At 38.5% G+C, this 20,240-nt stretch carries 16 protein-coding genes and 1 pseudogene; 13 read left to right on the top strand and 4 right to left on the bottom strand.

What is annotated here, in order from left to right; all coding sequences use genetic code 11:
* The gene (locus ACFO6W_RS01310; RefSeq protein ID WP_379993499.1) at positions 1-204 is read left to right on the top strand and encodes a hypothetical protein; all 204 of its coding nucleotides are present in this window, start codon (positions 1-3) and stop codon (positions 202-204) included.
* Between the two features lie 34 nt (positions 205-238).
* A complete protein-coding gene (locus ACFO6W_RS01305) occupies positions 239-556 on the top strand; it encodes a hypothetical protein (protein WP_379993498.1) in 318 nt (105 codons plus the stop codon).
* 205 nt (positions 557-761) lie between these two features.
* Here ACFO6W_RS01305 and ACFO6W_RS01300 read toward each other — a convergent pair whose 3' ends face one another.
* The 3 genes from ACFO6W_RS01300 to ACFO6W_RS01290 are packed head-to-tail and all read right to left on the bottom strand — an operon-like array spanning position 762 to position 2,601.
* Positions 762-992: a (4Fe-4S)-binding protein gene (locus ACFO6W_RS01300; RefSeq protein WP_379993497.1), complete on the bottom strand. Its 231-nt coding sequence runs from the start codon at positions 990-992 to the stop codon at positions 762-764.
* A 45-nt stretch (positions 993-1,037) separates the two neighbouring features.
* Entirely contained in the window at positions 1,038-1,334 is a 297-nt protein-coding gene (locus ACFO6W_RS01295) for a GNAT family N-acetyltransferase (RefSeq protein ID WP_379993496.1), read from the bottom strand.
* 43 nt (positions 1,335-1,377) lie between these two features.
* Positions 1,378-2,601, bottom strand: coding sequence for a low temperature requirement protein A (locus tag ACFO6W_RS01290; protein WP_379993495.1), 1,224 nt, complete (start codon positions 2,599-2,601; stop codon positions 1,378-1,380).
* Between the two features lie 380 nt (positions 2,602-2,981).
* Here ACFO6W_RS01290 and ACFO6W_RS01285 point away from each other — a divergent pair, with 380 nt between their 5' ends.
* Complete coding sequence (locus tag ACFO6W_RS01285; protein ID WP_379993494.1) at positions 2,982-3,116, top strand: hypothetical protein; 135 nt, start codon at positions 2,982-2,984, stop codon at positions 3,114-3,116.
* A gap of 85 nt (positions 3,117-3,201) precedes the next feature.
* Here the strand turns inward: ACFO6W_RS01285 and ACFO6W_RS01280 are convergent, their stop codons facing one another.
* A complete protein-coding gene (locus ACFO6W_RS01280; RefSeq protein WP_379993493.1) occupies positions 3,202-3,438 on the bottom strand; it encodes a hypothetical protein in 237 nt (78 codons plus the stop codon).
* 682 nt (positions 3,439-4,120) lie between these two features.
* On the opposite strand from ACFO6W_RS01280, the gene ACFO6W_RS01275 reads away from it, so the two are divergent.
* From ACFO6W_RS01275 to ACFO6W_RS01230, 10 genes and pseudogenes are all read left to right on the top strand, one after another.
* On the top strand, positions 4,121-4,690 hold the full coding sequence (locus ACFO6W_RS01275) for an RNA polymerase sigma-70 factor (protein WP_379993492.1): 570 nt from the start codon (positions 4,121-4,123) through the stop codon (positions 4,688-4,690).
* A gap of 109 nt (positions 4,691-4,799) precedes the next feature.
* A complete protein-coding gene (locus ACFO6W_RS01270; protein WP_379993491.1) occupies positions 4,800-5,963 on the top strand; it encodes a FecR family protein in 1,164 nt (387 codons plus the stop codon).
* Between the two features lie 142 nt (positions 5,964-6,105).
* Positions 6,106-9,612, top strand: a complete 3,507-nt coding sequence (locus tag ACFO6W_RS01265; RefSeq protein WP_379993490.1) for a TonB-dependent receptor — start codon at positions 6,106-6,108, stop codon at positions 9,610-9,612.
* Positions 9,613-9,628: 16 nt separating this feature from the next.
* Entirely contained in the window at positions 9,629-11,569 is a 1,941-nt protein-coding gene (locus ACFO6W_RS01260; protein ID WP_379993489.1) for a RagB/SusD family nutrient uptake outer membrane protein, read from the top strand.
* 19 nt (positions 11,570-11,588) lie between these two features.
* Positions 11,589-12,794, top strand: coding sequence for a DUF5000 domain-containing lipoprotein (locus ACFO6W_RS01255; protein ID WP_379993488.1), 1,206 nt, complete (start codon positions 11,589-11,591; stop codon positions 12,792-12,794).
* Between the two features lie 39 nt (positions 12,795-12,833).
* The gene (locus ACFO6W_RS01250) at positions 12,834-13,964 is read left to right on the top strand and encodes a DUF4998 domain-containing protein (RefSeq protein ID WP_379993487.1); all 1,131 of its coding nucleotides are present in this window, start codon (positions 12,834-12,836) and stop codon (positions 13,962-13,964) included.
* Between the two features lie 118 nt (positions 13,965-14,082).
* Positions 14,083-15,621, top strand: coding sequence for a glycoside hydrolase family 76 protein (locus ACFO6W_RS01245; protein WP_379993486.1), 1,539 nt, complete (start codon positions 14,083-14,085; stop codon positions 15,619-15,621).
* A gap of 66 nt (positions 15,622-15,687) precedes the next feature.
* A pseudogene (locus ACFO6W_RS01240) lies at positions 15,688-16,197 on the top strand (sugar-binding domain-containing protein); the annotation flags it as partial.
* Between the two features lie 64 nt (positions 16,198-16,261).
* Positions 16,262-19,507, top strand: a complete 3,246-nt coding sequence (locus ACFO6W_RS01235) for a glycosyl hydrolase (RefSeq protein ID WP_379993485.1) — start codon at positions 16,262-16,264, stop codon at positions 19,505-19,507.
* Between the two features lie 72 nt (positions 19,508-19,579).
* The coding region (locus tag ACFO6W_RS01230; protein WP_379993484.1) for a glycosyl hydrolase at positions 19,580-20,240 on the top strand (661 nt) is incomplete at its 3' end.

Below are 20,240 nucleotides of genomic sequence, written 5' to 3'. Positions count from 1 at the left end.
ATGGGAAAGAAAATAAACATACAGAGGGATCTGGAAAGCAGAAGAGGTATATCGGAAAATAACGCTATGCCAAAGTTTTATGTAGAACCGGAAAAACAGGAAAAAGATGCCGAAAGCGAAATTATACAGGAAAAAGAGACAGACCAGGAGGTCGGACAAGAGGCGGTTCCGAAAAGAAGAAGGCCGTCCAAAGGGAACGCATAAACGGTACCTGTTTGAAGAGACACGGCTGGGTTTTATGCTTAAGTATGAAGCCCCGGTCGTATTTGATATCATAATGAAGATGACACCTAAGCCGATGCTTGGGGAGCCTCCCTTATTGTTGGTTAAAACTGTCTGCCGGAATTCAGAAGATCCTTCTTTCAGGAAAAAGAAATTCACGCGTTACCTGGATGAATATGCACGGCTGGGCTTATATTGTAAAAGGCCGAAGAAGCTCAGCCCGGAAAGAACCGCTTATTATACATCTATAAGGAAGAAAAAGCTGGAAGCGTATGTAAATAAGAACAAAGAACAGATAGCCGTTTTATTGGAAAATGCCAGAAAAAACAGATAGGACCGCCCAATAGGATGAAACAACAAAATGGTGATGAAATTTTCTGTTCAAGGTGATCCCTCGTAATATCAACCTGCCCTGAAGTTTATAATATAATCAGATGATGATAAAGGGCTATATAACGCAAACATCCCCAAGAGAGCATTTTCTTCTGCATCTTTGAGGATGTTTGTAATATACACGCCGGAAAGGATTCGTATCCACCTTACTTTCCTTTATTATTCATCCTGTACGAAAGAGCACCTGACGGACAACTGTTTATCTGCCCGATCAGTTGTTCCGTTGTCGCGTTAGCAGGTTTTACCCATGGCCTTTCCTTCGGGTTATATACTTCGGGCAACATCTTTACGCAAATACCCGCATGCCGGCATATTCCGGGTTTCCAGACTATCGTCAATTCCCCGTTAGTGTATTCAACAATCTTTTCCTTTTCCATTGTTTTATCGTTTTTTTAGTGATATATTGATCTTGTAGCTTTCCTTTAGAAATTGATTCCTTTCATTACGATTCGCCTCCAATCCGGATGTTTCTTTATATATCCGGCGATAAACGGGCAGAGCGGAACCAGGGACAGGCCCTTGCTTTCTATATCCGCGAGTACCTTTTCTGCTAGCTGGCTGCCTATTCCCTGTCCTTCCAGGGCAACCGGTACTTCCGTATGCGTCAGGTAAATCTCGCCGTTGTCAGTCCTGAGATACTCGACCAGGGGCATATGTTTGCCAATGTGGAACTCATACCTGCTTTCTTCTGCATTGTCAATTAACTGATAGTTTTCCATTTTTAGTTTTTTAAGTTTCTGCTATTAAATAAAATATTCGGTATTATGCATTGTTTAATTCTGCCGTTCGTGCTTTCTTTTTTCTCCTGACAGCTGTAATTTCGTAAATGCTGATAAATACAAAAACCGAGGCGGCCAATGCGTTCAGCGCTAACAGGTTCAGGTAATGGCAGAAAGGTATAGCCAGTAATAAAACCGCTATCCCGGCAATATGCGATTTTGGAATTATTCTACAACTCAGCCATTTATAAGCCATGTTTGCAGCCAGGTATATGACAGGCCCTATTATAACCATGGCAACCGCTCCGAAAGTTATGTGGCCCAATGCGTGATTGATCACCAGTTCGTCACCGACCGCGCTCATGATCAACGCGCCTATCAGGATGACATGGATGGCGTGGTACTTGAGTCCCAGCATCCCGGGGTCATCTACCTTTTGTATTTTTTCCGCCCCGGCTTCACTGCTGGCATCGAAATACACCCACCACATAGCCAGGCTGCCAATTACAGATGTTATAGCTGCAAGTATGACAGGGACTGTCCATTCCCCGGCTTCGCTGAGCGATGCTCCCGTCATCAGAATAGTTTCACCGAAAGCGATAATAACGAACAACTGGCACCTTTCGGTCAGGTGGTGTCCGTCGATCGTCCATTCTCTGGACGAGTCGGATTTACCCAGAAAGGGCAGGTAGAAACCGAACATGGGGGAAGTATAATCGCATAAGACTGCTATGATCCATAAAGCGATCCGGATATGCCCTTCTTCGATAGCCCCGGCTATCCAGAATACGGATGAAATAATGAACCAACCGAGTATCCGGGTATAGTTAGGCGCCAGTTCATGCTTTCGTCCCAGCATAAACAGTATGGAAACAGTGCGTCCCAGTTGCGTGGCCACATAGCCCAGGGCGAAGACCAAACCCCGTTCTGCAAAAGCTTCGGGAATAGCCGCCGCGATAACCAGCCCGGCCAGCATCAATACAAACAGTAATATGCGTATGTTCCGTGTATCGGGATTGAACCAGTTCGTCATCCAAGTGGTATGCTGCCATCCCAGCCATACGGCAAACCAGAGTACCGCGCTTTGGATAAATCCCGTCCAGTCGAGGTGATGCAGCAGGGAATGCGAAATCTGCGTGACGGCGAAGACATAGATCAGGTCGAATAGCAATTCGGCGAAAGAAACTGAAGCAATCCCCTGTCCGCGCTTACGGAGCAGGGAATGTGCCGAACCGGCAGGATGGTTCCCGGGAATGGCGTTTTTCATATATGGCCCCGTTTTATCCTGCTAATTTAGATAAAATCAGCGGATTACAGCTATATAGGAGTGTTTTTTTACAGGATATAGCAGGATGCCGTTAAACTTTTAGAGAAAATGTTTCAAAGCAATCCGAGCATTGTACGTGTTTGGTATTAGTGTAAGGCGGAAAATTACACAGGTATACTATTAAAGCGAAAGAGCCCGGGCCCGGGCTCTTTCGTTTTTTTGCAGATCAAAAGAAGTCATCTACAATATATAATATAGTTGGAGGCTTAGGACATGACCATAAGATCCGGATATTGATAATCCTGTCTTTTTTGTACCATTCCATGAGGGTAATTTTTGTTTTGGTAACCGGAACACACCCTTGTGTGTAAGCTTTGGTAATGTTTCAAAATTGGAATTTAACCTATACTCAGATACCCCGGAAACTGGATAAAGAAAATAAGCCCGTTACAGACTGGCAGGCAGTTACATTCCAAAGCGATTATGATCCGTATAAGAATCCGGGGATGGTGTAAGAATAAGAGGGGATATTAGTACCTCTCGTGATACGAAATAAACATCATCTTATACTCTAAATGTGTTTCATTGAATATTCTAAACCTATTTTACTTTAAAATTACCAGATAACTGAAATAGCTTATTCAAATCATTTTTAATACTTTTGGGATCTTTGGGCTTGAAATAGTTCTTATATATTGTAGCCGCGCTATTCCCACACATAACCGCTATGTCCGGCGCTTCATACCCTAACCGCATCATTTTGGTTATGAATGTTCCCCTGGCTGAATACCAAACAATTTTATCAGTATATCCGTACTCTGAAGCAATCTTTCTCATTGTTTTATTTAGCTCATAAGATATACTCCCTACTTTGCTGGCTTTTTGTATATGTGTTTTTTCTTTGCTCCCAACCAGAGATACAAAGACCTAGTCTATGGAACTTGCAAATGCAATTTGTAACTGAGCCTGGAGAATTTTAATTTATGTTTGGTAAATCAGCAAAAGATATCAAATGTAAAGATACTGTAGAGTTCTTTTTTTTGCCTTAAATCAGTTTTGAGGGCTATAAATGGGAAATGTATCAATACCTGCATGCTGTTTGAGTAAATAGACAACCTAAGGATATAGAAAAACCGTCCTGAAAACAGACTTTCAAGAGGAAGCATATGCCATTGAATTCTTATTTTGAGTTTGTAGGGGATACAATTTATAACTCCTATAAGACAACTCTTTGTCTTAAGTCTTTTTTGCTATGGATAAATGATGTAATATTTCATTTTCAATCATATCTTTGCGAAGTACTTTATACAAAGGAAGCGTTATTTATTTGTTGTTTAGCGATTACAAAATTAATGCTTCCTTTTTTATTCTAATTGAAAAAACGTTAAGACGGCTTTTATTAGATGTTTACGGGTTATAGTAGGATAAATGCTAATTGATTTACGATGACTGGTATATATCCGTTATTTAAGACGATTTAGAAACTGAACAAACACAGATTAATTAAAAATGTGCCTGAATGAATTCGAATAAAAGTAAAGAGGAGATATTTAAAAAAATATTTTTTGAATATCATACTCCGCTTTGTAACTATGCATTTCAGTATACTTTTGAAAAGGCTGCTGCTCAGGACATTGTGCAGGATGTGCTTTGTGAATTATGGCTTCAAATGGACAAAATAGACTTTTCTTATTCTGTGGATAATTTGTTATATAAATATACCCGGAATAAGGCTATAAACTATTTGTCGAAGGCAGCGAATAACAGAAAAGATAAAATTGAAGAATTATCATTGAGTGATTATGTAAGGAACCTGGTTATTGACGATCAGGTAGAAGTTTTACATCTGAAAGACTTGATGGAATCACTGGAAAAAGGCATCAACAATCTGCCTCCTCAATGTAAATCAATTTTCATTCTTAGCCGTAAAGACGGGCTTAAAAATAAAGACATTGCACAAGTACTTGGAATAAGTATTAAAGCCGTTGAAAAGCAAATAACGAAAGCTTTATTTCTTCTAAAGGATCATCTGATAGAAAACGGATTTTCTGTAGCCCTCATCATTACGCTTCTTTCCATTCTTTTTTAGAAATTGAATCAACCTGATAAATAAAACATTCACTTTATCTCAATTTTAACATAATACGAGGTAGGGTATTTTCCTCCTGATTTGTGTAAACTATAATATCAATTGCAATATGGATTTAAAAAACAAGGAAATAGAAGAAATCATTGTACGTTATCTCGATGGATCTATAGACTCATTGGAAGAAAAAACTCTTCGCGCCTGGATAAAAGATTCGGAAGGAAATAAGAAACAGTTTCTTCAAAAATATAAACTCTGGAATTTAAGCAAACTTCCCTATTGCGACTATAATGATGAAAATGCGTATGGTACAGTCATCCATAAAATATATGCCAATAAGATTCGAAAAAGAAATATTTCCAAAAAAGTTATGTATGTGACAAGTAGCGTTGCTGCCATACTGATACTCTTCTTTTGCATATATACCCTTATTCCAAAAAACAGAAATGAAGCGGAAGACATACAATCGTATGTAGACAATTCTCAAAAACCTGATATGAAAGGGAAAGAAGCCTTATTGATCTTATCAGACGATAAAAAAGTATCTTTAAATAAAGACGATTCTTCGATCGAATATGCATCTAACAGCATTGCCATTAACAAGGATGATTCAATATCGAAAGAAGGATCTTCAGCCTTCAATCAGTTAGTGATCCCTTACGGAAAAAGATCATCTATCACGTTTTCTGACGGAACGAGAGCCTATGTAAATGCAGGAACACGATTAGTATATCCTGTCGAATTTAAGCAAGATATACGTGAGATCTATGTAGATGGCGAAATATACATTGATGTTACACCCGATAAAACCCGGCCTTTTGTAGTGAAAACAAAAGATATGGATGTAGCAGTGCTTGGCACATCTTTTAATGTAAATGCATATGAAAATAATAAAAGGAAATATGTCGTATTGAAAACCGGTGCTGTTAAAATAAATAAAAAACAGGGTAAAGAATCTATACTGAGTCCCAATCAAATATGCGAATTCGATGGTTCAGAAGATTTATTAATCAAAAACGTAAATGCCAATGATTATATTTTATGGATTCATGGTATGTATAAATACAACGGCGAGAAACTAAAAAACATCCTATATGATCTGACAAAATATTATGGAATAGAAATTATGTGTGACCAATCAATCGCGAATATGACCTATTCAGGAAAATTAGATCTGGAAAATGAACTGCCTGTCATTTTAAAAAATATTACGAAAATGTTATCCCTTACATACATAAAGGAGAATGATAAATACATTATAAAATCTTACAAATAATACTATTTCTAACCAAAACCTTGAAGAGCCTATGAAAAATTAACCGGAAAAAGAGACTGGATAGTATTTGCCGTACTATCCAGTTGTGACTTAACAATTTAAATTATTCCAACGTATTTAAAAAATTAAATCTTACAAATGTATGATAAAAAAACATGCAACCAATATTCTTTTTGCAAATATTGGGATAGGAATCAATACTAAAAAAACACTCAAAATCATGAAACTAAGTTTCTTCTTGTTTTTCATTAGTATTAATACTTGTTTTGCTGCTTATAGTTATTCGCAAACGACAAACCTTTCTCTGGATATAAAAAACAAAACAGTAAAAGACGTATTCTCCGAAATAGAGAAGAAAAGCGAGTTCGTTTTTTTCTATCAGGATGGTACCATTGACTTAAACCGGAAAGTGTCTATTAAAGCAGACAAAATGACTGTTGATAAAATATTAAACGAAATATTCAAGTCAACAAATAATACCTATGAAATAGCGAACCGGCAGATTTATATCCATAAATCAGATAATCCTTCTCCTCTTAAAGAGAATTATATCAAAGCCGAAAAAAAAATAACAGGGGCTGTTTACGATGAGGACGCAACGCCTCTTATTGGTGTTACTGTCGCAATAAAAGGTACAACCGTAGGAGTCCTGACAGATACTAATGGGGGATATTCCATCAATGTGCCAGATAATAAGGCTGTATTACAATTCACATATATAGGATTCGAAACACAGGAAATAGTAGTCGGTGATCGTAGCAACATTACTGTTATTATGAAAGGAGTAACCCAAAACCTGGAAGATATAGTTATAGTCGGATACGGAACTCAGAAGAAAGAGAGCTTAGTCAGTGCTATTTCAACAATTAACGTAAAAGAACTTAAAGCACCGACAAGTAACTTAACAACAGTTTTAGCTGGTCGTATTGCCGGTATTATTTCTTATCAGCGAAGTGGTGAGCCGGGACAAGATAATGCTGAATTTTTTATTCGTGGGATAGGAACATTTGGAGCAGGGAAAAGGGACCCATTAATACTCATTGATGGTATAGAATCATCAAATACAGATTTGGCTCGTTTACAACCTGACGATATATCGGATTTCTCGGTTTTGAAAGATGCAACAGCCGCAGCCGTATACGGAGCGAGAGGCGCCAATGGCGTAATATTGGTAAATACTAAACAAGGAGCGGAAGGAAAAACTAATTTTTCTTTTCGCGTAGAGAACTCTATTTCGACCAATACTCAAAATTTTAAGATGGTTGATAATATAACCTATATGGAATTAGCCAATGAAGCTGCATTAACACGGAATCCATTGTCACCTATTACATATTCTCAAGCAAAAATAGATTACACCAAAGCAGGTATAAATCCTTTACTATATCCAAGTAACGACTGGATTGATTTATTAATAAAGCCTTACACAATGAACCAACGTTACAATATGAGCATATCCGGAGGAGGACGCGCGGCAAGATATTATGTATCAGGAACATTTAATGTAGATAATGGGGTGTTGAAGAATGACAATATGAATAATTTTCAAAACAATGTCAAATTGAAAAACTATTCTATCCGCTCAAATACAATACTTAACCTGACAAAAAGTACAGAAGCAACAGTTCGGGTATATGGTCAGTTTGATGACTATGGCGGCCCTATCGGTGGCGGGCAAGGTATATTCAATTCTGCTCTTAAAGCTAATCCGGTCGCCTTTCCTGTAGTTTATCCTTCATCAATGTCTCCTTATACCAAACACATCATGTTTGGTAGCGATTTAGTAGCAGGTTCTAATAATACACTATATGCCAATCCATATGCCAGTATGGTTTCAGGTTTTCAAAGATACAGTACTTCTACATTCAATGCACAAGTTGAATTGAAACAAAATTTCGATTTCATATTGAAGGGATTATCCCTTAGAGGGATGGGATATATCCAGAGATATGCACGGTTCGCTTCCCATAGAAATTATAATCCTTTCTTTTACAGGGCGAAGGAAGTAAACGGGGAAATAAATCTGGTGACATTAAATGATGGAGGTGCTTCATCTGTCGGAACTGTCGGGACAGAGTATCTGAATTATACAACAGGAGATAGAGATCAGGAGAATAAATATTATGGGGAAGTTGCTGTCAATTATAATCAGGTCTTCGATAATAAACATACTGTTGGAGGTATGGTAATAGGAACCTTACAACATGCAATTATAAATTACAATACTGAAACTTTAGAATCTTCCTTACCAAGACGTAATTTAGGATTGGCAGGACGCTTTTCGTATATGTATGACGCCCGGTATCTGTTGGAGTTCAATTTTGGATATAACGGTTCGGAACGATTTGCCAAAAGCAATCGCTGGGGATTCTTCCCTTCGATAGGTGGAGGATGGATTCTTTCCAATGAATCTTTTTTTGAACCCTTAAGAAAAAAAATATCCAATTTGAAAATACGTGCTTCATACGGTTTGGTTGGTAACGATCAGATAGGTAATTCAAACGACCGTTTCTTTTATATGTCAAATGTCAATCTAAGTGATAATGCTTATGGAAGTTCTTTTGGGCAGAATTTTACTTATCACAGGCCAGGTATTTCGATATCCCGTTATGAAAACGAAAAAATAGGTTGGGAAAAGTCCAAACAAACGAATTTAGGATTAGACCTTACGGCCTTTGATTTGACCCTGACTGTGGACGGCTATATACAAAAAAGGGAAGGTATACTGATGGGTAGAACATACATACCTGGGACACTCGGATTACAATTGGGTGTACCAATGACCGCAAATATAGGAAAAGCGCAATCGTCAGGTGTTGATATAGCTCTAAATTACAATAAATCATTTAATAATTCAATGTGGACTGAACTTCGCGCAAATTTTACCTATGCCACAAATGAAGTAAAAGTTTATGATGAGCCCGATTTCGTAGCGAATGAGTATTACAGGTCGCATGTAGGCTATGCATGGAATACTGAATGGGGATATATAGCCGAGCGGTTATTTACCGATGATCAGGAGGTGGCGAATTCTCCTGCTCAGATTTTTGGGAGTGGTAGAGAATCGGAATATGGAGCCGGAGATATTAAATACCGGGATGTAAACAGTGATGGCGTAATAAATGAAGCTGATAAGGTTCCTATCGGATACCCTACTGTACCAGAAATTACATATGGCTTCGGCGGTAGTTTTGGCTATAAGAATTTCGATATCAGTGCCTTTTTCCAAGGGTCGGCACGCTCTTCATTTTTCATAGACCCTACGGCAATATCTCCTTTTGTACAAGATGGAGGCCATCAAAATGGTTTGTTGAAAGTAATAGTAGAAAACCATTGGTCGGAGGATAACCGGAATTTGTATGCATTTTGGCCTCGTCTAAGTGACATCCAAAACAATAATAATAATCAAAGGTCTACATGGTGGATGAGAAACGGTGCATTCCTTCGTCTGAAGAATGTTGAAGTTGGCTATAATGTACCTCAAAAGATGTTACGTAAGATAGGCCTTTCAAATTGTAGAATTTATGGAAATGCGACTAACCTATTTGTCTTAAGCAAGTTCAAAGCCTGGGATCCCGAAATGGGGGGTAACGGACTTGGATATCCGGTACAAAGAGTTTATAACATAGGAATTAGTTTTGGAATATAATAAATTAAATAGTATTATGGAAAAAATAAAGCTAGTACGGATAAGGAAAAATCTGGCTGAGAAATTGCTTATATTAATGATAATTCTTTCCTCCTTTTCTTGCAACGATTTTTTGGATATTATTCCTGATAATGTAGCAACGATGGACCATGCATTTTCAAATACAATAGAAACTGAGAAATACTTATTTACCTGTTACAACTACATACCGGATACGGGAGATATAGCTGGTAACATCGGATTACTTGCCGGAGATGAGATATGGATTCCCGAAATCTACAGGGATTTTGCGGCTGACAATTGGTCAATTATTGCACGGGGGCGCCAAAACAAGAACTCTCCAACCAATAATTATTGGAGTGGTTTCAATCAAGCCAAACCTTTATTTGTAGGAATACGACATTGTAATATATTCCTGGAAAATGTGGAGAATATGGATAAAATACATGACTTACCCTTGGATAAACGCAGAAGATGGATCGCAGAAGTGAAATTTTTAAAAGCTTATTACCATTTTTATTTGCTTCGTATGTATGGTCCTATTCCAATTGCTGATAAGAATCTACCAATGACTGCATCGAAAGAACAGGTGAAGGTCAAACGGCGTCCTGTTGACGAATGTGTAAATTATATAGCCGGTTTATTAGATGAATCATATGCAGACCTGCCGAGAGTAATACTAAACACGAATGATGAACTGGGTCGTATTACTAAATCTGTTAATCGGGCAATTAAAGCACGTCTTCTATTATTAAGTGCAAGTCCTTTATTTAATGGAAATACAGATTATGCTGATTTCAAAAATAAAGATGGTGAACTATTATTTAATACAACCTACGATCCGAATAAATGGAAGATGGCGGCAGATGCAGCAAAAGAAGCAATTGATGAAGCAGAACTGGCAGAACATAAATTGTATTACTATACTGAACCCAAATTTCAAATGACTGATACCACTATGATTCAGATGAGCATACGTGGAGCTGTAACAGAGCGGTGGAATGATGAAGTTATATGGGGACTAACGAATGGATTAAGAACTCAAGTATTACAAAAAGCTTGTATGCCTCTGTTGAATGAAAATATGGGAGTTAATACGGCTTATGCATCACTTGCTCCTCCGTTGAAGATTGTTAAAGAATTTTATTCCTTTCATGGAGTGCCAATTGAGGAGGACAAGCTTCTTAATTTTAAAGACATGAAAGCACTCAGGATCGCAACACCACAGGAACGGGTGAATTTTGAAGTCAGGTATGAAACTGCCCGCATTAATTATGACAGGGAAAACCGTTTTTATGCATGTATAGGTTTTGATGGAGGTAAATGGCTGACTGCCGATCTACCACAGAGAGTTGATTATGAAGCATATACTGTAAAAGCTAAAGCCGGGCAGATAAGCGCAGGAGCTGCTATAGCACTTTACTCAGTGTCAGGTTATTACACAAAAAAACTTGTAAACTGGGAATCCACATTCACTGCCAATTCTTCTATAAAAGAATATGCATGGCCGGAGATCCGATTAGCCGATGTGTATCTTATGTATGCCGAAGCTTTAAATGAAGCCGAAGGTCCTGTTGAAGATGTTCACAAATATTTAGATCTTATTCGTAAACGCGCTGGATTGGAATCTATAAAAGACTCATGGACCAAATATTCAAACAATCCTGCTAAACCGACTACAAAGGAAGGAATGAGAGAAATTATACACCGGGAACGTAACATTGAAATGTCGTTTGAAGGCATACGGTTTTGGGATATGAAAAGATGGAAAAAAGCGGTGATAAAACTAAACGAACCCATAACAGGATGGGATATAAACCAAAAAGATGCTGCTGCTTATTATCAGGAAAAAACGATATTCCAGCAAAAATTTATAGCTCCCAGGGATTATTTGTGGCCTTTAGCAATAGATGAATTAACTGTTAATTCCAATTTAGTACAAAACCCGGGATGGTAACAATAAAATTCTATACAATATGAAAAAAAAGAAATTATATATACTAATCTTATTTGTCATCTCTGTTCTGGTTACAGGATGTAGTGAGGAACAGAACGAACCATTAGAAAATAGTAAAGTCCCTCCTGGAAATATTACAAATATCCAAATAGAAAACCAACATGGGAAAGTTAAACTAACTTATACCTTACCTAAAGATCAGGATCTGTTATATGTAAAAGCTGTTTATACATTAGAATCGGGTGTCGTACGTGAGATAAAAAGTTCTTATTACCAAAATACAATGATTCTTGATGGATTTATTCAAACCTCGGAACATGAAATAAAAGTGTCGGCGGTCAACAGGAGTGAGGTTGAGTCCGAACCTGTTATTGTTAAAGTAAATCCTCTTGAAAATCCGATGTGGGAAATGCTTCGAAGTATGAAAGTTGAAGGAGATTTTTCCGGAATAAAGATTACTGTCGATAACCCTTATAAAGAGGCTGTATCAATAGAGTTAATAAAAAAAGACTCATTAGGTAACTGGAATCCTTTTCTTCCTTATATATATTCGTCATCCCCTCAAATAAGGTACATTACCCGTGGCTTAGATCCGGTTCCTCAAGAGTTTGGCCTGACTATCAGGGATAGATTCCGTAATTATACGGATACTTTATATACTATTGTAACACCTTTATACGAAGAGCATTTAGCCAAAAATTTGTTTAGAGAAATGAAACTTCCAGGTGATGCTGACATTCAAACAGTTACTGATGGTATGCGTTCAATGTGGGATGGGAATAGTGATTACAAGAATTGGAATCGTATGCTAACAGTAACAGCTAACACTAACATACAATGGATAACCTTTGATACAGGTCAACTAGCCAAATTGAGCCGTATCAAAATACAAAATTATGGAGAAGAAGTTGGCGGTGGCTATCAATTCTTTTACCGGGGACAGCTTCGCCATTTCGAAATATGGGGTTCTGCTAATCCTAATCCGGACGGCAGTTGGGATAGTTGGACTAAACTAGGAACATTTGAGTGTAAAAAACCGTCTGGACTACCTTATGGGCAGAATTCAGCCTCGGATTTTGAAGCAGGAGTAGCCGGATTTGAATATGAGATTAGTTCCGATGCACCTAAAGTCAGGTATCTCAGGATAAAGAGCCTTGAAAACTGGACGGGTACAACGTGGTTCGAAATATTGGAAGTAGATGTATTTGGCGATACAAGGCCTTAACAAAACAGATTACCCATTAATATTTAAAAGATATTTGAAATGAAAAAATATATAAATATAAGTTTTGTACTCACCTTTATCTTATCAATAATCTTTATGTTCTCTTGCTCAGAAATGGATGAATATAAAGAATTTGCTAAAGGAGGCGAGATTTCCTATACCGGAAAAATCGATTCTGTTACAGTTTTTTCAGGTGATGGCCGGGTATGTATTCAAGGTTTGATCATATCAGATCCTAAAGTCACCAATTGTAGAATATTCTGGAATGGAAATAAAGATTCTTTAAATATTCCTGTGGTTCGCACGGAGAATGTAGATACGATTAAAGAATATATATCATTACCGGAAAACCTATATAATTTTATTATCTACACTTATGACGCTTTAGGAAATAAATCGATTCCGGTGTACATTACCGGCCGATCTTATGGTGATGCATATAAAGCATCTATTTCCAATAGATTAGTTGCGTCTGCTTCAGTAGATGAGAATAGTGATGCTAAAATAGTATGGCGGGATATTGATAAAACGCTAGGTGCTTTTACAACAGATATATTTTACACGACCAATGATGGGGAACAAAAAACATATCAAGTTGATGTCGATGAAAAAGAAACTATCCTTTCAAACTATAAACAGGGAACCAATTTTAGTTATCAGACATTATACAGGCCTGATACACTGTGTGTCGACACATTTAGGACTATATCAGAAGTATATAAAATGCCTTATAAAATTGAAAAAAATAACTGGATAGCTATAGCCGATTCTTACGAACCTAACGGGCAAATGCCTATTGGAGGATCTCCTTCATTTGCAATTGATGATGATTATGATACATTCTGGCATACAGAACATGTTGATGCACAGCCCGATTTTCCGCATTGGTTTGCGGTTGATATGAAACAGCCTGTCAATATTGCATTTATTGAATTAACACGGCGTCCGGATAATACTTCTTTCTTTAAGTTTACACTGCAGGGCAGTATGGATGGACAGAATTGGACAGATATTTATGAATATGATTTTATAGAGGCTAACGGGCCTCAAAGATATTTTTTGTCAGGAGAACATATATATTCAAATCTCAGAATATATGCTTCTCAAGGAAGAGAAAGATGGGGGCATTTAATTGAGTTTTCCGTATATGGAAATTCTGATAATGAATAAGCAGGTTTTAGGCATAAGGTAAATGTGATCTGTTTTAATTTGGAGATCATCTTGCCTTTTGGATAAGGCAAGATGATATTCCTTTCATTTATCAATTTATAATATAGGCTAACAATCTATGAAAAATATATCAATCATACTATTATTATTTGCTATCTCTACTTTTACTTTTTGTAAGGATAATGAAGACGCGATTGATCTCTCGGAAAATTTAAGTGATAATTCCAAGATAGAACCAATACATTCATTAGAAGCGGAGACATCAAAAAATCCCAATCAGATATATCTAAGATGGCATAATCCGGATGATAAGTTTCTATCGACCGTAGAAATTTCATACCAGATTAAAGGCACCGATCAAATTTCCGATACTATTTGTATCAAAGCCATACCAAGATCAATAACACTCTATACATTAAATCTGCCTCAATATGCAACATATATTATTAATATTGTTGCTGTTAACCAGAGAGAGATAAGGTCTACAGCTACTGCAATAGAAGTCACCCCAATAAAACCAGAGGAAATTCCGGAAATAGAGGTTGCCGATTTCTTATCGATAGCCGATACATTAATGACATCAATGCTGGATAATTTTCTTGGTGGTCCCAGAGATGTCTGGCGGAGTTTTCCTAACCCTACAGGACCATATTGGGATGGTGATGCCTTGGCATGGGGGCAGGGTGCCGGATTTTCTGCTTTTGCCGCCATAAGAGAAGCGTCATCTAATAATGAGCTCTATAAAGAGAAATACAGTATACTGGATACAAGAATGCTTAATTCTATCAATAAATTTAAAGTTGTAGATTCCCGGAACGGAATGGCTGGATATTCTGTATATCCGGCAGATTGGAACGACAGGTTCTTTGATGATAATGTATGGATTGGGCTGGATATGATAGATTTATACTTTTTAACACAGAATCAGGCTTATTATGATAATGCCAAAGTCGTTTGGAATCTTATCATGACCGGAACCGATACGGACGGAGGGGTATTCTGGCAAGAGTTGCCTGTGAAAAGCACAACGAAACATGCTTGCTCTACAGCTCCAAGTTCAGTCTTGGCATCTAAAATGTATATGGCAACCCATGAAACACAATATCTGGATTATGCTGAAAAGATGTATCGGTTTTGTATAGATAAACTCCAAGATAAAAATGATTTTCTTATACAGGATCACTACAGGACAGACGGAACAGTTCAGGACTGGAAATTTACTTACAATTCAGGTCAAACCATTATGGCTGGAGTTTTACTATATAACCTTACAAAAGAAGAACATTATTTATCAGAAGCCCAACAAATAGCCGAGGCTATGTACAAAAACTGGTTTACAACATTCCACTCTTTAGTATTCAATAAAGATATAGGTTATATAAACAGTGATCACACATGGTTCAATGCAATTGCTTTGCGTGGTCTTATTGAATTATATAAAGTTGATGGTGATAGAAAATATATAACAGCTTATGAAGAGATGCTGTCGCATGCATGGATGTCTCCTTGCCGCAACAAGACATACAATATCCTGAACTACGATAGTTTTAAAGGTGAAGTTACGCAAACCGCTTGGGATATATTGCATGTCGGGGCAACAGTAGAAATGTTCGCACGTTTAGCTTCGTTAAAGTCAAGTGAAGGAGTATTTAATTAATAGGAAATCGAATCATTCTTTTTCTGTAAAAAATGGAATAACCAATCTAAAATCATCTATAATTAAATGAAAAAGATTTTATTATTCGCAATGATGCTTTTAAGCGTATCAGTATTTGCTCAATGGCAATCGGCAGGCGACAAAATCAAAACTCAATGGGCCGAGACATTAGATACTAAGAACTTATTGCCCGAATCCCCCCGCCCAATTATGAAGCGTTCAGCATGGACAAACCTGAATGGCTTGTGGAAATATTCGATTGTACCGGCAAATCAACAAGAACCTAAATCTTTCGATGGACAAATCCTTGTCCCTTTTGCTGTTGAATCAAGTGTGTCGGGGGTAATGAAACCATTAGAAAAAAACAATGAATTATGGTACAAGCGTACATTTGCAGTACCTTCAAAGTGGAAGGATAAAAATATACTGTTGCATTTCGGTGCGGTAAACTGGAAGACAGAAGTCTTCATTAACGATATTAAAGTTGGCAGTCATACCGGTGGATACACCCCATTCTCTTTTGTAGAAAGCGAAGTCAATGGATTGATTACTTACGGCCGCAAGGTCATTAAAGTGGAGGAAGGCAGATTGAAAAAGATCAATCAGGAAATTTGTAATTCTCTAAAAAAATAATACGGACATGAAAAGAGTTCTGAATATACTAATCTGTTTTTTAGCCTGCATATATTGTTCTGCACAAAAAATACAGTTGGAAAAAGACTTTATCACCCCTCCCGAAAGTGTTCAAACAGCCATCTATTGGTACTGGATTTCCGACAATATTTCCAAAGAAGGTGTTATTAAAGACCTTCAAGCGATGAAAAAAGCCGGTATCAACCGCGCCTTTATCGGCAATATAGGTCTGTCTGATGTGCCATATGGGCCTCATAAAATTTTCAGTGACGAATGGTGGGATATTATGCATACCGCACTAAAGACGGCTGGGGATTCAGATATCGAAATCGGCATTTTTAATTCACCTGGATGGAGTCAATCCGGTGGTCCTTGGGTTAAAGCCGAACAGTCGATGCGTTATTTGGCTTCATCGGAAATACGTGTTACCGGCCCTCAAAAGTTGTCTCAAACTCTTGATAAACCCTCTTCGGACTTCGAAGACGTGCGTGTATTGGCTTGGCCGGTAGCTAAAACCTACAGACGGAATTTGCTGGATGAGGCTTCTCAACTGCTGATTTCAACAGGAAGTAGCACTGCCGAACTAAAACCTAATGCTCCTATTCAACTTTCGTCCGGGAAAGAGACTGTCGTTGATGTGATTCTTTCGGAACCGGCAAATGCAAAAAGCATAGTTATTCATCCAACTCCTGGTCTGTTGCAAAGAGATACACCCGGAGGATCGTTTTATGAATGTTGTGTTCAAACCAAAAGTAGCAATGAGTATCGTACAATCAGCACATTTATTGTCGATCGGACGAATGGTGCACCAAATGTAGGATTTTCCCCTTTTGCCCCGATTGCAGAAAGTTTTGAAAAGGTGAAATCACGTGAATTCCGTTTGATATTCCGCAATATCCGGCGGGATTGTTCCATCGAAAAGCTTTTACTGACCGATTCTCCTGTTGTGGAGCGTTATGCCGAAAAGACGTTGGGTAAGATGTTTCAGTCTGAACAAGCTTTATGGGATGTTTACATGTGGCGTAATCAACCGGAAGAAAACAAAGATGCTCTTTGCATCGCCCCCAATCAGGTGCAGGATATATCCAAATATTTTTCTAAGGATGGTCGCCTTAATTGGGATGTGCCCAAAGGGGAATGGATAATCCAACGCACAGGTATGGCCAATACCGGAACAGTAAATGCTCCTGCTACCCCTGAAGGGCAAGGCAGGGAAGTAGATAAACTCAGCAAAAAGCATACGGTCGCACATTTTGATGCTTTTATCGGCGAAATTATGAGACGCATACCCAAATCTGATCGTAAAACGTTCCGAGTGGTAGTTGTCGATAGCTATGAGTGCGCCGGACAAAACTTTACCGATGATTTTTTACTTCGATTCAAAAAACGGTATGGCTACGATGCTCTTCCCTGGCTACCCGCTTACCAAGGTCATGCTATCGGGAATCCAGAGCTTTCTAATCGCTTTTTGTGGGATGTCCGCCGTCTTGTTGCCGATGGCATTTCTTATGAATATGCCAGAGGGTTGCGCGAAATATCCAATCGCCACGGATTGATTACCTGGCAGGAGAATTACGGTCATTGGGGTTTTGCTGGTGAATTCCTTCAATATGGTGGTCAATGTGACGAAATTGGTGGTGAATTTTGGTGCGAAGAAAATTACGGTGACATCGAAATTAAAGCTGCCGCTTCTTGCGCCAATATTTATGGGAAAAAGAAAGCTTCTGCAGAGTCCTTCACCAGTAATAGTTTTGGCAACAACAACTTTTACAGGCATCCTGCTTACCTTAAAAGGCGGGGTGATTGGTCGTTTGTTGAAGGCGTCAACGACGTAGTGCTACACGTCTATATTCAGCAGCCAAAAAACGAAGGAGCGGGAATACATGCCTGGTTCGGAACTGAATTTAACCGCCTCAACACATGGTTTTCCCACGTGGATCTGTTTGTTGATTACATCAAACGTTGCAATCTTATGCTTCAGCAAGGGTTGAATGTTGCTGATGTGGCCTATTTTATAGGTGAAGATGCGCCCAAAATGACTGGTATCCGAGATCCTGAATTGCCACGAGGCTATTCATACGATTACATCAATGCCGAAGTGATAGAAAAATCAATGACTGTGAAAGACGGAAAACTGACTTTGCCACATGGCACTTCATACCGGGTACTGGTCTTACCTAAGCAGGAAACGATGCGTCCTGAACTATTAAAGAAGATTGAATCACTGGTTATGGAAGGTGCCGTCGTCGTCGGTCCACCACCGTCACGATCACCAAGTATGCAAAATTATCCTCAAGCCGATCTCCAAGTGCAGAAACTTGCTAAAAAAGTATGGGGCAACATGGACGGAAAAAGCAGCGAACCGCAGTCTTATGGCAAAGGGTTGGTATTTCATGGTGCCAATCTGGAACAAGTTTTTGCCCGCATTAACGTCGTACCAGACTGCATTCTGCCAGACTACCGGCAAGTGCTTTTTGCACATCGGGCAAGCGATAATATGGATATTTATTTCCTTTGCAACCAGACAGACCAAACAATCCAAGTTTCTCCGGAATTTCGTATAGCGGGAAAACAACCGGAGCTTTGGGATGCTGTTACCGGAAAGAAACGTGATCTTCCCTCTTTTATACAAAAAGACGGAACGACAGAAGTGCCGTTACAGTTCGAGCCGGCTCAAAGTATGTTCATTGTATTTAAACGTCCAGGAACATCGGCTGTTTGCGATCTGTCCATCAATTTCCCGAAACAGGAAACGTTTCTTACCATCAATTCTCCATGGACCGTCCATTTCGAATCTGATGCAATCAAACGAGGGCCGAAAGCGCCAGTCACATTTGCTAAACTCGAAGATTGGACACAAAATGCGAATGATTCGATCCGTTATTTCTCAGGAACAGCTGTTTACCAAACCTCGTTTGAATTAAATACAACGGAAACATTGCCTCAACTTACGTTGGATTTAGGCAAAGTAGGTGTGATGGCTAAAGTGAAACTCAATGGTACATATGTAGGAGGTGTATGGACAATGCCTTACACATTGGATGTGGCAAAATTTGTAAAACCCGGAAAAAATACGCTCGAGGTGGAAGTGGTAAATACCTGGCAGAACAGAATGATTGGCGACGATCCGTTGCCACCAGATAAACGTCCCGTTACACCACATTCCGGTTTACCTATACATACGAAACTTACGTCATCGGGTCTCTTCGGGCCAGTTCGTCTGCTAATACCATCTGCAACAACAATTGAATAATAAAGAGAGTGATATATCTTATTAATAGTTATTCAGAGTATTGAAAAGTAAATTATTAACATAAAATAATCAATGAAGAAGATTTTGAATACAGTAATATTTGTTCTGTTATGTTCGTATTGCTGGGCCCAAGGTACGCAACTTGAAAAAGAATTTAAAACTCCTCCTAAAATTCAAACGGGTGTTTATTGGTATTGGATGTGTGGAAATATATCCAAGGAGGGCGTTATAGCGGATCTTAAAGCAATGAAAAAAGTTGGCATTAATCGTGCTTTCATCGGCAATAATTATTTTGATCCTTATAAAGGAGGGCGTACAGTAAGGTTAATGAGCGATGAATGGTGGGATATTACTCATACTGCGTTGAAGACAGCCTCAGAACTAGATATTGAGATTGGGATCTTCAATTCCCCTGGCTGGACTCAGGCCGGGGGGCCCTGGGTGAAACCCAGCCAGGCAATGCGTTATCTTACATCGTCCGAGATGAGAATAAAGGGCCCTGCAACCATTTCAACCCAGTTGGAAAAACCTATTGCTGAGTTTCAAGATGTAAAAGTAATTGCATATCCCGCTCCAAAAAATGATCTTCTAACTTTAAATAAGTCCAATTCCAGAATAAAAATATCTCCAGACCTTGTAAACTCAGACAGATTGTTCGATGGTGATAATTTTACTGGGGCGGGTATGCCTCAAAATGTAGATGTTACTGTAGATATCATTGCCAATAAAGAAT

This window comes from Dysgonomonas termitidis (assembly GCF_042654545.1).
Lineage (GTDB): Bacteria > Bacteroidota > Bacteroidia > Bacteroidales > Dysgonomonadaceae > Dysgonomonas > Dysgonomonas termitidis.
The sequence above is the reverse complement of the archived record's forward strand: the minus strand, read 5'-3'. Positions and strand labels throughout refer to the sequence as shown.

Coding starts and splice junctions, on each gene's coding strand:
- ACFO6W_RS01310 (WP_379993499.1), top strand. CDS start 1: ATGGGAAAGAAAATAAACATACAGAGGGATCTGGAAAGCAGAAGAGGT.
- ACFO6W_RS01305 (WP_379993498.1), top strand. CDS start 239: ATGCTTAAGTATGAAGCCCCGGTCGTATTTGATATCATAATGAAGATG.
- ACFO6W_RS01300 (WP_379993497.1), bottom strand. CDS start 992: ATGGAAAAGGAAAAGATTGTTGAATACACTAACGGGGAATTGACGATA.
- ACFO6W_RS01295 (WP_379993496.1), bottom strand. CDS start 1,334: ATGGAAAACTATCAGTTAATTGACAATGCAGAAGAAAGCAGGTATGAG.
- ACFO6W_RS01290 (WP_379993495.1), bottom strand. CDS start 2,601: ATGAAAAACGCCATTCCCGGGAACCATCCTGCCGGTTCGGCACATTCC.
- ACFO6W_RS01285 (WP_379993494.1), top strand. CDS start 2,982: ATGTTTCAAAATTGGAATTTAACCTATACTCAGATACCCCGGAAACTG.
- ACFO6W_RS01280 (WP_379993493.1), bottom strand. CDS start 3,438: ATGAGAAAGATTGCTTCAGAGTACGGATATACTGATAAAATTGTTTGG.
- ACFO6W_RS01275 (WP_379993492.1), top strand. CDS start 4,121: ATGAATTCGAATAAAAGTAAAGAGGAGATATTTAAAAAAATATTTTTT.
- ACFO6W_RS01270 (WP_379993491.1), top strand. CDS start 4,800: ATGGATTTAAAAAACAAGGAAATAGAAGAAATCATTGTACGTTATCTC.
- ACFO6W_RS01265 (WP_379993490.1), top strand. CDS start 6,106: ATGATAAAAAAACATGCAACCAATATTCTTTTTGCAAATATTGGGATA.
- ACFO6W_RS01260 (WP_379993489.1), top strand. CDS start 9,629: ATGGAAAAAATAAAGCTAGTACGGATAAGGAAAAATCTGGCTGAGAAA.
- ACFO6W_RS01255 (WP_379993488.1), top strand. CDS start 11,589: ATGAAAAAAAAGAAATTATATATACTAATCTTATTTGTCATCTCTGTT.
- ACFO6W_RS01250 (WP_379993487.1), top strand. CDS start 12,834: ATGAAAAAATATATAAATATAAGTTTTGTACTCACCTTTATCTTATCA.
- ACFO6W_RS01245 (WP_379993486.1), top strand. CDS start 14,083: ATGAAAAATATATCAATCATACTATTATTATTTGCTATCTCTACTTTT.
- ACFO6W_RS01235 (WP_379993485.1), top strand. CDS start 16,262: ATGAAAAGAGTTCTGAATATACTAATCTGTTTTTTAGCCTGCATATAT.